The organism is Faecalibacterium intestinale (assembly GCF_040096575.1).
Classification (GTDB): domain Bacteria; phylum Bacillota; class Clostridia; order Oscillospirales; family Ruminococcaceae; genus Faecalibacterium; species Faecalibacterium intestinale.
This window is the reverse complement of the sequence record NZ_JBBMEN010000002.1, coordinates 272,051-283,453: the sequence shown is the minus strand read 5'-3', so window position 1 is coordinate 283,453 and position 11,403 is coordinate 272,051. Positions and strand designations below refer to the sequence as shown.

At 51.5% G+C, this 11,403-nt stretch carries 14 protein-coding genes and 2 pseudogenes; 12 read left to right on the top strand and 4 right to left on the bottom strand.

Translation table 11 applies throughout. The features are described 5' to 3' along the window. From WMO20_RS03275 to WMO20_RS03260, 4 genes are all read left to right on the top strand, one after another. Positions 1 to 183 (top strand): L-2-amino-thiazoline-4-carboxylic acid hydrolase (locus tag WMO20_RS03275; RefSeq protein WP_349185828.1); only part of this gene is annotated, 183 nt, incomplete at its 5' end. An 80-nt stretch (positions 184 to 263) separates the two neighbouring features. After that, positions 264 to 758, top strand: coding sequence for an ABC transporter permease (locus WMO20_RS03270; RefSeq protein WP_349185827.1), 495 nt, complete (start codon positions 264 to 266; stop codon positions 756 to 758). Positions 759 to 999: 241 nt separating this feature from the next. Further along, positions 1,000 to 1,479: a hypothetical protein gene (locus tag WMO20_RS03265; RefSeq protein ID WP_005935777.1), complete on the top strand. Its 480-nt coding sequence runs from the start codon at positions 1,000 to 1,002 to the stop codon at positions 1,477 to 1,479. 60 nt (positions 1,480 to 1,539) lie between these two features. Continuing rightward, a complete protein-coding gene (locus WMO20_RS03260; RefSeq protein WP_349185826.1) occupies positions 1,540 to 2,061 on the top strand; it encodes a DUF6796 family protein in 522 nt (173 codons plus the stop codon). Positions 2,062 to 2,072: 11 nt separating this feature from the next. On the opposite strand, the gene WMO20_RS03255 is transcribed toward WMO20_RS03260, so the two are convergent. Further along, a complete protein-coding gene (locus WMO20_RS03255; protein WP_349185825.1) occupies positions 2,073 to 2,204 on the bottom strand; it encodes a hypothetical protein in 132 nt (43 codons plus the stop codon). Positions 2,205 to 2,257: 53 nt separating this feature from the next. Between WMO20_RS03255 and WMO20_RS03250 the strand changes: the two genes are divergently transcribed. From WMO20_RS03250 to WMO20_RS03240, 3 genes and pseudogenes are all read left to right on the top strand, one after another. Further along, a complete protein-coding gene (locus WMO20_RS03250; RefSeq protein WP_349185824.1) occupies positions 2,258 to 2,635 on the top strand; it encodes a hypothetical protein in 378 nt (125 codons plus the stop codon). Positions 2,636 to 3,111: 476 nt separating this feature from the next. Further along, positions 3,112 to 3,369 (top strand): annotated as a pseudogene (locus WMO20_RS14470) (L-2-amino-thiazoline-4-carboxylic acid hydrolase); the annotation flags it as partial. Between the two features lie 121 nt (positions 3,370 to 3,490). Then, a pseudogene (locus WMO20_RS03240) lies at positions 3,491 to 3,878 on the top strand (ATP-binding cassette domain-containing protein); the annotation flags it as partial. A gap of 244 nt (positions 3,879 to 4,122) precedes the next feature. Here the strand turns inward: WMO20_RS03240 and WMO20_RS03235 are convergent. Then, a complete protein-coding gene (locus tag WMO20_RS03235) occupies positions 4,123 to 5,346 on the bottom strand; it encodes an argininosuccinate synthase (protein WP_118553934.1) in 1,224 nt (407 codons plus the stop codon). 202 nt (positions 5,347 to 5,548) lie between these two features. Here WMO20_RS03235 and WMO20_RS03230 point away from each other — a divergent pair, with 202 nt between their 5' ends. Continuing rightward, positions 5,549 to 6,301 carry a DUF4866 domain-containing protein gene (locus WMO20_RS03230; protein ID WP_118553935.1) on the top strand — a complete coding sequence of 251 codons (753 nt, stop codon included), beginning with the start codon at positions 5,549 to 5,551 and terminating at the stop codon, positions 6,299 to 6,301. Between the two features lie 119 nt (positions 6,302 to 6,420). Here the strand turns inward: WMO20_RS03230 and WMO20_RS03225 are convergent, their stop codons facing one another. After that, positions 6,421 to 7,755 carry a threonine/serine exporter family protein gene (locus WMO20_RS03225; protein WP_349185822.1) on the bottom strand — a complete coding sequence of 445 codons (1,335 nt, stop codon included), beginning with the start codon at positions 7,753 to 7,755 and terminating at the stop codon, positions 6,421 to 6,423. Positions 7,756 to 7,958: 203 nt separating this feature from the next. On the opposite strand from WMO20_RS03225, the gene WMO20_RS03220 reads away from it, so the two are divergent. The 3 genes from WMO20_RS03220 (at position 7,959) to WMO20_RS03210 (ending at position 9,997) form a co-directional block, all read left to right on the top strand. After that, complete coding sequence (locus WMO20_RS03220; RefSeq protein ID WP_112091640.1) at positions 7,959 to 8,291, top strand: type II toxin-antitoxin system PemK/MazF family toxin; 333 nt, start codon at positions 7,959 to 7,961, stop codon at positions 8,289 to 8,291. Positions 8,292 to 8,351: 60 nt separating this feature from the next. Further along, a complete protein-coding gene (locus tag WMO20_RS03215) occupies positions 8,352 to 8,588 on the top strand; it encodes a hypothetical protein (protein ID WP_005922522.1) in 237 nt (78 codons plus the stop codon). Positions 8,589 to 8,911: 323 nt separating this feature from the next. Beyond that, positions 8,912 to 9,997: a hypothetical protein gene (locus WMO20_RS03210; protein WP_349185821.1), complete on the top strand. Its 1,086-nt coding sequence runs from the start codon at positions 8,912 to 8,914 to the stop codon at positions 9,995 to 9,997. Positions 9,998 to 10,189: 192 nt separating this feature from the next. Here WMO20_RS03210 and WMO20_RS03205 read toward each other — a convergent pair whose 3' ends face one another. Further along, positions 10,190 to 10,585, bottom strand: a complete 396-nt coding sequence (locus tag WMO20_RS03205; protein ID WP_349185820.1) for a sigma-70 family RNA polymerase sigma factor — start codon at positions 10,583 to 10,585, stop codon at positions 10,190 to 10,192. A 148-nt stretch (positions 10,586 to 10,733) separates the two neighbouring features. Between WMO20_RS03205 and WMO20_RS03200 the strand changes: the two genes are divergently transcribed. After that, positions 10,734 to 11,258: a flavodoxin family protein gene (locus WMO20_RS03200; RefSeq protein ID WP_117538434.1), complete on the top strand. Its 525-nt coding sequence runs from the start codon at positions 10,734 to 10,736 to the stop codon at positions 11,256 to 11,258. Positions 11,259 to 11,403: the final 145 nt, after the last annotated feature.

Sequence of the window (11,403 nt, the reverse complement as noted above, 5' to 3'; positions counted from 1 at the left end):
GATATGATGAAGTGTCCCTATCACGACACCTGCACAGAATACGGCTGCCCGGAGCTGTGCCGCTGCTTTTGCGACAGCGATGACATCAGCTATACCGGGCTGCATCCGAAGCTGATCTGGGAGAGAACCATGACGCTGGGACGCGGCAATGACCGCTGCGATTTTTGCATGAAGGTCCGATAATAGCGGGGAGGCAGTTTGGTATGAAAAGCGTTCGTTAGGAGCGGAGATGGTCGGCAAATGGAATGGGAGCGTAGATATATATGAAAATCATGATCGCCGCTGTATTTTATTTTCTGTATTGGGGCGTATGCTTTCTCGGAACAGGCACGGACAGGAAAAATCTCATCGGATTGCGTTCCTATCCCGATGAGGTTCAGACCCGTGTGCAAAGCGACCCTCAGCTTGGGCAAGCAGTTCCGAAGGCAAAATCCACCGCTGCCATTTTGCTCAGTAATCTTCTTTTGTTTACAGTGGTGTTTTCCGTTTTGGGGCTTGCGTTGAAAAGTGTGCTGGGCCTAAACAATTACCTGTCAGCATTTTGGTACTTCCTTGCATTCGGCGAGGGATTGGGCCTGTTCGATCTCCTTGTGATTGATCTGCTCTGGTGGCGCAGTACAAAACGCATCCGTTTCTCGTTTTTGCCGGAGAAGAAATACTATCAAAATCCGAAAAAGCATATCGAATCGTTTTTGCACGGAATGCCGCTGTTTGCCGCGATCGCCGCGCTGACAGCCCTGATCGTTACCGTACTTTGAAACAATACATGGGAGATGCTCCTCGCTGTATGGCCTCATCAAATACCCCGACGCGGGAATGCAATGATCTGCCATATTTGCGGACGTGAAGGAGAGAAAGTAAAGTCGAAATGAAAATCACGGTTCTTACTGCGCTCATGGTATTTCTGGCATACTTTCTTGTTTTGTATGAACCACGATGGAAGACGAAGGAAATGGGAGCATATGCCCGATTCGCACGCAGACTGAGAGGAGAAAAACAATGATCGTACTGCAACTGCTGCTTTATTGTCTGCTGTTTACCGCAATGGTAAAAATCGCTGTGATCGGTGGTGCTGTCAATGGACTGTACTTTTATCCCAAGGAGGTGCAGGATCGCGCCATCGAACTGGGACTGATCGACCGCAATACGATGAACCGGAAACGAAAATGCTTTATGATACCGTTCTTTATCGTGATGCTTGCTGCTCTTGTGCTGATCATCGGTTTGTGGAACGGGGCTTCCTCCTTTGGTGAGGCCTATTGGCAGGCGCTGCTGTTTCTTGAGGTCATGAATATCTATGACGGCGTTGTAATCGACAAGCTATGGGTCGGGCACAGCCAGTTTTGGGTGCTGCCAGGGCTTGAAGATGCGCCGTTCGTGCAGACCTGGAGGCAGGTGCTGAAAAAGCGAAGCATACTGGCGCTGATCTGGGTTGCGGGAGCGGCAATTGTCGGCGGTATTGTCCATTTGATTTTCTAAGAAGTTGGAAATTGCCCAAATGAAAAGCAGAATCATGAACTGCAATCGGAGGCAAAAAAGATGAAGACGGAGAAACCGAAAAAGCTGATTCGCTGGTGCATTCTTGGCGCAGTCGGATGCGGATTTATGGCTGCCGGGGACTGGCTGCTGGGCTGCATTCCGCTTCGGGAAACGGACACCGGTCTTTTCAACAGAGCCTATTATCTGTCCGGTTCCTATGGGCTGTGGAAGCCTGTGCTTACCGTTGGGCTGGGAGCGGTCGGCGGCTTTCTCTATTACTTCGTAGTAAAAGCGCTGAATGCGGACATTGATACAAAGTACAGAAAAACAAAGATCATTCAGTATCTGTGCGGAATTTTCACCGTTGCGGTGGCGCTGACTATCCACACCTGGGTGGCTACCATGGCGTGGTTCACCACCTATCTGGGCCCGCGCATCGGAGAAGAAGCTGCCATCGCGGCGGTCACCGCCTATCAAGACGGCATGCTCCTCGCCATTGCGCCGATGTACGTTCCGATGATACTGGCTTTCGGCATCCATTTCGTGATGCTGCTTGCGGGCAAGACACGGTATTCCCGGTGAATGCTGGCTTTTCACCCGGTCACATGGAATCTTCTGCTGGCCGCAGTACCGGATATTGCGCAGGCGATGCAGATGCCGGTGGCTACATGGATGTCCGTGATGAGCCAGAGCAGCACGAACAGTGCCATTATGGTCTGGTGCATCGCGGCTGCGGTTTATGAGAGAAGTCACACTCAATAAAAAAGGAGTCTTGAATATGAAGCCTGACTACAAAAACTGGATTCCCAAGGGAATGCTGGTTTCGCTCATCGCGGGAACGGTGCTGTCGTTTGCGCTGCTGCTTGTTTTCGGCGTATTTGGCATCGGAGTGAGCGGAAAACTGCGCATTGCGCTGGGCGTGGTGTTCGGCATCGCCTTTGTCATCTGTGCAAAGTACACCGAGTGGTGCGTGTATGCCTATCGGAGCTTTTCCTATGACGGCGAGCGCAAGCTTTCAAAGCAGATCATCGAAGGAACCGCGCATTATGTCCCCCTGCCGGAGGGCGGCATTGGGCTGGATGTGGGCTGCGGCAGCGGTGCGCTGACCCATTGCCTGCGCAAAGCGCAATCCCCAGGGAAAGTGGAAATTATGTAGGTAAGACTGCTAAGCGGTATATGGATGCAATGATGGCCTGTCCCCTCGGCGGCTGGGCTGCGTTTTTCGGATCTGCAAATAAATCACGGGAGGAAAAGCGATATGAAATATAACGGTTTTTATTTCTGGATGTTCAAAAGCCCGATGAAAAAGATTCTGGCAGAGAAATACGGCAGGGAATATGCCGCTGACATCATGAAAAAGAGCAAAAAGGTCTATCGTGAGCTTGTCGAGAAAGCGGATGACATCGGCAACGATAACCCAATGGCGTACAATGAGCTGTTTGCCCTTGCCTTTGTCGCACCCTATGTGGCAAGTGAGAAAAAAATCCCGCCGGAAACCGTGCAGGAAATGATGCGCCGCTCACTCTATCATATCAAGTGGTACTTTGCAAAGACTGACTTGAATACCGACAAGGGGAAGGCGGAGAACAAAAAGAGTGTGTCAAATACGCCAAGTGGTATACGCCCGAAAAGGAGGCGAAATACCCGACCTCATTCAAGGTGGATTTCATCGGGCAGCCGTACGAGGGTGCCTGTTACTACCGCATTACCCGCTGTCCAATCTGTTCCTATGCGCGAAATCTCGGTGTTTCCGAACTGATGCCGTTGTTCTGTGAACTTGATGAAGTGATGATCACGCTTCAGCACGGTGTCCTGCACAGGAAACAGACGCTGGCGAATGGCGGAGAGTATTGTGACTACTTTATTACAGGCGACAAGGAACGACCTTGAATTTTATTTCTGCTTCATCGGTGATGCCTGGATCGGGAAGCAGGGAGCTTTTTCACGATTCCCTTGCCTATGGCTGTACCAATCCGTGCGGTTTCGATTAAACCGGACACCAGCCGAGGAGGTTCTGGCGGCAAAGCTGGCAAACTGTGAGGAATTTGCCGAGAAGCTTCCGGACAAGTGGAACACCACCATTTGCGAGAACGGCTGTGCTCTTTCCGGCGGTGAGCGTCAGCGTATTTCCATCGCCCGCGCTTTCCTGAAGGATGCGCCCATCATCCTGCTGGATGAAGCCACCGCCAGCTTGGATGTGGAGAACGAAACTGCCATTCAGGAGGCTCTATCCCGGCTGATAAAAAAATAAAACCGTCCTCATCATCGCCCACCGGATGCGCACTGTTTCCAGTACAGATAAGATTGTGGTGCTCAAAGATGGAGGAGTAGCAGAACAGGGATCGCCTGCACAGTTGCTGCATACGATGAAACCACCATCATTGAAGATCTGTATTTGAAAAAAGTTGTCTAGGAATTGACATCGTGCAGAGTTCATGGTCACCATACAAGAAAGTGACCGCCCAGTGAAAGTGTGTTCACAGAAAGATAAGAGGCATCCGACTCAGAATCGGGTGCCTCATTTTGTCATGCAAAGTTTTCCTGAATGATCTTTCCCTAAGGCAGCATCTGGTCGAGACGCTCCGGGTGGGTCAGGATCTCCATGTCAGGCAGATTCTCAAAAAGGAACTGCTATAAACTACTTCATTTACCTTCTTTTTCGCTGTTTACAATGGCCTGCACCTTGGTGGGCAGACCGTAGATGCTGATGAAACCGGTGGCATCGCTCTGCTTGTAGTCACCGCCTGCGGCAAAGGTGGCGATGTCTTCCCGGTAGAGGGAGTAGGGCGACCAGACTCCTGCATTGATGAGGTTGCCCTTATACAGTTCCAGACGGACTTTGCCGGTGACGTACTCCTGCGTGGAGGTGACGAAAGCACTCAGAGCCTTGCGCAGAGGGCTGAACCACTGGCCGTCGTAAACCAGCTCGCCAAAGGTGATGGCCAGCTCGCGCTTCTTGTGGGCAGTCAGCTTGTCCAATGTCAGGGTCTCCAGCACTTCATGCGCCTTGTACAGAATGGTGCCGCCGGGGGTCTCGTAGACGCCGCGGCTCTTCATGCCCACCAGACGGTTCTCCACCACGTCGTACAGGCCGATGCCGTTGCGTCCGCCAATCTCGTTGAGCTTTGCAATGATGGCGGCGGGCTTCAGCTTCTCGCCGTTCAGAGCCACCGGCACGCCCTGTTCAAATTCCAGCTCCACAAACTCGGACTTGTCCGGGGCAGTCTTGGGGCTGACGCCCAGCTCAAGGAAGCCGGGTTTGTCGTACTGCGGCTCGTTGCCCGGATCTTCGAGGTCAAGGCCCTCATGGCTCAGATGCCACAGGTTCTTGTCCTTGGAGTAGTTCGTCTCGCGGCTGATCTTCAGCGGGATGTGATGAGCCTCGGCGTAGTCGATCTCTTCATCGCGGCTCTGGATATCCCACTCACGCCACGGGGTGATGATCTTCAGGTCGGGTGCAAAGTGCATGATGGCCAGCTCAAAGCGCACCTGATCGTTGCCCTTACCGGTGCTGCCGTGGCAGACCGCATCCGCACCCTCGGCACGGGCAATCTCCACGACGCGCTTTGCCAAAATCGGGCGGGCAAAGCTGGTGCCCAGCAGATAGCCCTCATAATCGGCTCCGGCCTGCATGGTAGGGATGACGTAGTCCTCCACGAACTCGTCGGTCAGGTCTTCGATGTACAGCTTGGATGCGCCACTTGCCTTCGCACGCTCCTCCAAACCGTCCAGCTCACCCTTCTGTCCCACATTGCCGCACACGGCAATGACTTCGCAGTTGTTATAGTGCTCTTTCAGCCACGGGATGATGATGGACGTATCCAGACCGCCGGAATATGCCAGCACGACCTTTTTGACCTCAGACATAGGAACTGCCTCCGTTCAAACCAACTTATATACTTTTCTATTTCCCTCGTGCAATTTCAAGATTGCAGTGTCATTATACAGGCACTTAGAAAATGTGTAAAAAGTATTCTGCATATAGCGGCGATATAAAAGCAGTATTTCACAGCAGGACTTTCTGAACCTATAATAACAGTTGGAAATAAACAGAAAGAGGGTCTTTTTGATGGCTACGATATTTCCAAGAGAAGAAAAAGCAGAGGCACTGTTCGGGGAGATCCTGAAAAATCCGGAAGCCTGCCGCCGTCTGATGGATACCTTCAACGATTCGCTGGACATGGCAGACGTACTGGATGCGCCGACGCTGAGTGCACAACAGTTTGCTGCGGCATTATTCGATGCCTACGAGAACAAGGATCTGTCTGCATTTCTGATGGCGCTCTGTCAGCACAGTATGTTTGATCTGCTGCGGAATGCGGCATTGATCCCCTTTAAGTTCAATGCGGACGGCCAGCCGAACCCGGTGATTCTGACGGATGATGCCGGCGTTCTTTTGCCGGACAATAAGTTTGCAGTCAATAAAAAGCTATATGATCGGTTTGTCCGGGTGTTCCAGAAGCAGGAAAAGGTGAAAATGTACCTTGCCAGCGGCTACTGCAAGTATCACGGCTACGACGAAGGCTCTATGGATGTGGTGGAGTACCACTATAACCAGCATCTGGGGCTGCTGCTGATTTACGAACTGCCGGACACCGTAAAGCAGAAGGTGACCGAAGCCGAAGCCTATTCCACCGTCTGGGACATCCAGATGAAGCTGCAGCACGCACTGCCCCGTTCCGTGGTCTACTATGGACAGGACACGCTCAAGGACGGCGGCACCCGCTACGATGAACTGGGCGTTTTTCTGCCGCTGGAGCACTTTGCTGACCGGCTGGAACGCCATGTAGAAACGGCTACCAAGATCGTTTACGGGGAGTAAGCTCTCCTACAAACGAACTCCCTTTATAAGTGCATCACACAGCAAAACAAAACGCAGCGAACCTTCTGACGGCTCGCTGCGTTTTGCATTATAGAGGGGAGAATGGAAGGCATTGCACCTCAGGTGCAATAACGGAATGTCTTATCGGTGATGATGCGGGCAAAGATCAGACCCAGCGGCAGCGCCACGATGATGAGGATGGCGTTTGCAAACCATGTGGCAGAATCCGTCAGGGACAGGATGCCCAGATTATAGATGGCGCGGTAGAAATACAGCCCCGGCACCATGATAACAATGGACGGAACCGTGACAGAGATGCGGGGATAACCTGCGGCGCTCTTCAGGCAGGAGGCCAGCAGTCCGGCCAGCAGTGCGCCCAGAAACGCTGCAACAGCGGGCGGAAAGCCCGCAAGGCTCACCAGCTCCAGCCGGAACGTGTTCGTTACCGCACCGATAAGGGCAGCGCAGACTGCCAGGTTCCGGGGACTGTTGAACATGAGCGAAAAGCCGAACACACCGCCAAAACTTGCCAGCAGCCGGAACACGATCTCTTCCGGGAGTGTCAGGCTCAGGGCAGGGAACTGCACCGGCTGCAAATGCAGCAGCAGTGCCATGATCCAAGCCGTCATGGTTGCCACCAGAATGATGAGGATGGCGTAGGCCAGACGTTCCAGCCCGGAGCGCATATCCAGCTTGGCAAGGTCGATGCCGCTGGTAATGAACGGAAAGCCCGGAATGATGAAGAGCATGGAGCAGATATACCCCGCCTCGTGCTGCGCCGATACGGCAAACAGCACCTCTGCCATCTTCAGCAGGATGGCATACACGAGGCTTGCTGAACAGACCGACGCCGTAATGCCCAGAAACAGGGTGAAATGGTGCTTTGTCAGCTTGCACCGTACAAAGTTGCCGATACCTGCACCGCAGAAGGCACACAGCATTTCCACAATGCCGCCGCCAAGCAGAAAGGTGAAGCAGCCGCAGGCCAGTGCAGCTGCAAAGCCCAGTGCGATGGGCGAATACAAGCCGTGGATGCGCTCGATCTCATCGAGGTGGCTGTGCAGTTCTTCGCCGGTCATAAATTTTCCTTCCCGGTCGAAGTCGTTGACAAAATGCTCCAGTCGGTTCAGCCGGGAGGTATTCACGCCCGTATTTGTCAGACAGAGTGACTGGGTATAACACTGGTCACCGTCAAAGCAGGTGAACTCAATGGACAACAGGCCGATGTCCGCTGTTGTTGTGACTCCCAGCTCCCGCGAAAGGGTGTTCATGGAGCTTCGGACACGCCATGCGCCGGTGCCGCATTCCAGCAGCATCAGCCCGGTGCGTCCAATGACGGAGGCTTTTTCCACAAGCCCCGCCTCGGTAATGGGGACGCCCTTGCTGGCCGACGCATAGTCGTGCCAGTAGACTTCCATGTGATTTTTGATGATCTCACTTTGCCGTTGTCCCATACCGGAAAGCCTCCTTTGTGATATGGGAATGTTGCAGCTTTTTCAAGACTGCGGTGCTATTATAAGGGAAATTGCAGGATGGGTAAAACGTATCTTGGATATGCCGGCAATGTTCGTTTGGTATTTCAAAGAAGAAAATACGTTGCGTTTTTGGCGGCTCTGCGGCACGGTTGAAGGCATCGGTGGACAGCCGGTATGCAGACATGGAGCCGCATATCGGCTCGGAACAGGGCGGGAAACGCCCTGTGGTAGTTCTGCAGAACAACATTGGAAACCGTCATTCGCCTACATTGATCGTTGCAACTGTTACCACCCGGACGGAAAAGAAGAAAAACCAGCCCACCCATGTGCTGGTGGATTCCAACCCGGCCTTTGAAGAACCGTCCATGATTCTTCTGGAGCAGATCTTCACGATCGATAAATCCCGCATCGAACGCTTTATGGGCTATGCCAGCAAGGCTGAAATGCTCCGCATTGATATGGCTTTGCTGGTCAGTCTGGCTCTGAACGTTCTGAGCGGAAACCGCAGCGAATAGCGGACAACCAGTAACCCGTAAAAATGAGGTGATAGCGATGTAATCGGAGGTGAGTGAGCCATGCGAAAGAGTGCCCCCATTGAAGTGGTGGTACATTACCCCAAAACGAAAGAGGGATGGGACGAACTCGGAAAACGGGTCGCAACCGCCCACGCCAACTATGTGATCGAAAAAATCGACCGTTTGAACTGCCCCACATGGCAGAAGCTCGAATTGCTGCAGGCGGTGATCGATACTACCAAAGGAACCTACAAACCCAAAGAACACCAAAAGCCCGGCTGGCAGCCGAGCCGATAAACAAAGTCCCACGCTCAACATATGCTTTTCTGCTCTGACCAGAGACGGTCAGATTCAGAGGCGGTGTTGAGCGTGGGGCTTTTTGTGTTACATAAGTGTTTTGAAATGCGGCTGACACAACAAAACTGTTGATTGCTGGCAGCCAATATGGTATCCTATGGCATTGCATAACACTCAAAACAGTTCCACTTTTTGCTGAAAGAGCGTATCGAAACCGTCCTGATGGAGCAGCAGAAAAAGCTTTTTGAAAAGTAAAAGCTCTTGCGTCCCGTGAAAAAAGAAGGTAATATAAATACAGAGCAAGACACAGAACGCAGGGAGGGATGAAAACCATGTTTTACGAGATCATGCACCGGGAAAGCTGTGTGGCACAACTCAGCACGACAGGGGAATGCAGGGTCTGCCTCGAGGATTTCATGCCCTATGATCTGGTTCTGGTGGAATCGGATGATTTTGACGAGCGCATCAATAATGTAACGAACTTTTACTATTGGTGCGCCTCCCGGATGTTGACGTTGGATCGCACCTACGCCAAGGAAATCCTGAACAGTATCGGTGCATCTCAGAGTGTTACGGACAGGGAACGAGCACAGATTGCATTATCCTACCATTGTCTGTCTTTGCTGGATGTGTTCTGGGTGAAAGAAGAAAACGAGAAGATTCGATTCGAGGATATCAACCTTTTTGCACACTCCTTAAGCAATGCGCTTGTGGATATTGCGCTGCGGGGGCACCAAATGACGGTGACAAACGCCCATCTTCTGGCAAATGACCTGTCAACGGGCGGCTTGTACCCCAAGGCGTGGGTGCGAAAAGAGGATGGCTTCTATCTTTACAAGGATGGTGGCAGGGAAGCGGTGGAACGTGAAGTGCTGGCAAGCAAAATCTGCCGGTGCTTTGACTGCCATCAGGTACTGTATGAGCAGGGGATGTTTGAAAATGAGCCGGTTTCTATCAGCAAAATTATGACATCTCAGCGATACAGTCTTGTGACCTATGCAGCCTATGACGTCTACTGCACGAACCATGATTGGAACACGCTGGATAAGATCTTAGAGTTGGATGCTCCCAGCTACTATATGATGAACATTCTGGATTATCTGGTGGGCAATACTGACCGTCATTGGGAAAATTGGGGTCTGCTGGTAGACAACGAAACCAATCAGCCCATCCGTCTGCATGACCTGATGGACTTCAACCGGGCGTTTCAGCAGTACGACACGCCAGAAGGCGCAAACTGTCTGACCGTGGGAAAACGCCATCTGAGCCAAAAAGATGCTGCAGTGGAAGCGGTGCGGAACATCGGACTGAACCAAGTCCGTCAGGTGGAGCACACCGTATTCTCCGAGCATCCGGCATGGAAAGCAACGTTTGAAGAACGACTGCGTGTTTTACGGAACACCATGTAAGTCAGAGCGAATATCAGAATAATTGAAACAGAATGATTCCATAACGAAAGCCCGTCTGCGCTGCCACATATCGTGGCTTGCAGACGAGCTTTTTCGTTTGGCCGGAGAAAAATTACCATATCTCACATGATACCTTTTGAAGTAGAAAAAGGTGACCGCTTTCCTGAGCCCAGAAAACCCATTTTGACGCATTTACGCTGCTTTGCAAAATGAGTGGATTCTCTTTTCCATCCCAAAGTGCGCTGGGGAGAGGATAGCATTTTCAATGCAGCGGCTTGCATAAGTGGAAAACCGCGCCTTGCGTGTGGCATCAAAGGTATCTACCGCTTTCATCAGCCCGATGGTGCCGATGGAAACAAGATCCTCCTGATCGCCCGGCAGGGTGTAATATTTTTTTACGATGTGCGCCACCAGCCGCAGATTGTGCCGGATCAGCTTTTCCCGGGCGGCGGCGTCCCCGGCGCGCAGGGCGCTGAAAGCGGCGGCTTCCTCCCGGGCTGTGAGCGGACGCGGAAAGCAGCCGCTTTCCAGATGGAGCGCCAGAAACAGAAATTTTGTGGCGAAAAATTGCAGTAAGGTCAGCAGCACACGATATCCCTCCCGGTACATAGTTGTTAGATTGTATGAGCCGGGGCGCGGATAGTTGCCGGAGAAGCCTTTTGTGCGCGGTATCTTTTCCGCAGGAAAAAAGCGTGGTATACTAAGGGGGAACAATCGAAAGTTGGAGGATACACGCATGAAAATTGTAATCATTAATGGAAGTGCCAGAAAAGGAAATACGCTGGCAGCAATCAATGCATTTATAAAAGGAGCGTCAGAAAAGAATAAAATTGAAATCATTGAACCCGACAAACTCAACATTGCACCATGCAAGGGATGTGGTGTCTGTCAATGCTCTAAGGGATGCGTCGATAAGGATGATACAAATCCTACAATTGATAAAATTGCTGCCGCAGATATGATTCTTTTTGCTACACCAGTTTATTGGTGGGGAATGTCAGCACAATTGAAACTTATCATTGATAAGTGCTACTGCCGTGGATTGCAGTTAAAAAACAAAAAAGTTGGCACGATTGTTGTAGGCGGTTCTCCCGTAGGCAGTATCCAGTATGAGCTGATTGATAAGCAGTTTGACTGTATGGCAAAATATCTTTCATGGGATATGCTTTTCAAAAAATCATATTACGCAACAGCCAGAGATGAACTTGAAAAAAATAAGGATTCCATGAACGAACTTGAGTGGATCGGAAAAAATTTATAAAGCACACACCAAATTCCAGTTTATCGAGTGACGAAAACAATACATTCTTCTGCGGACAACCCCAAAACGGTTGTCCGCTCTTTTTATACCAGCGCATCTTGGCGGGGGAGAACTGCCCGGTGAAAACACCTGCGGGCAGTGTATG

Excerpts from the sequence above, each read along its gene's own strand:
- WMO20_RS03220 (WP_112091640.1), top strand. The coding sequence starts at position 7,959 with ATGGAGCCGCATATCGGCTCGGAACAGGGCGGGAAACGCCCTGTGGTA.
- WMO20_RS03215 (WP_005922522.1), top strand. The coding sequence starts at position 8,352 with ATGCGAAAGAGTGCCCCCATTGAAGTGGTGGTACATTACCCCAAAACG.
- WMO20_RS03200 (WP_117538434.1), top strand. The coding sequence starts at position 10,734 with ATGAAAATTGTAATCATTAATGGAAGTGCCAGAAAAGGAAATACGCTG.
- WMO20_RS03255 (WP_349185825.1), bottom strand. The coding sequence starts at position 2,204 with ATGCACCAGACCATAATGGCACTGTTCGTGCTGCTCTGGCTCATCACG.
- WMO20_RS03250 (WP_349185824.1), top strand. The coding sequence starts at position 2,258 with ATGAAGCCTGACTACAAAAACTGGATTCCCAAGGGAATGCTGGTTTCG.
- WMO20_RS03270 (WP_349185827.1), top strand. The coding sequence starts at position 264 with ATGAAAATCATGATCGCCGCTGTATTTTATTTTCTGTATTGGGGCGTA.
- WMO20_RS03235 (WP_118553934.1), bottom strand. The coding sequence starts at position 5,346 with ATGTCTGAGGTCAAAAAGGTCGTGCTGGCATATTCCGGCGGTCTGGAT.
- WMO20_RS03260 (WP_349185826.1), top strand. The coding sequence starts at position 1,540 with ATGAAGACGGAGAAACCGAAAAAGCTGATTCGCTGGTGCATTCTTGGC.
- WMO20_RS03225 (WP_349185822.1), bottom strand. The coding sequence starts at position 7,755 with ATGGGACAACGGCAAAGTGAGATCATCAAAAATCACATGGAAGTCTAC.
- WMO20_RS03265 (WP_005935777.1), top strand. The coding sequence starts at position 1,000 with ATGATCGTACTGCAACTGCTGCTTTATTGTCTGCTGTTTACCGCAATG.
- WMO20_RS03230 (WP_118553935.1), top strand. The coding sequence starts at position 5,549 with ATGGCTACGATATTTCCAAGAGAAGAAAAAGCAGAGGCACTGTTCGGG.
- WMO20_RS03210 (WP_349185821.1), top strand. The coding sequence starts at position 8,912 with ATGAAAACCATGTTTTACGAGATCATGCACCGGGAAAGCTGTGTGGCA.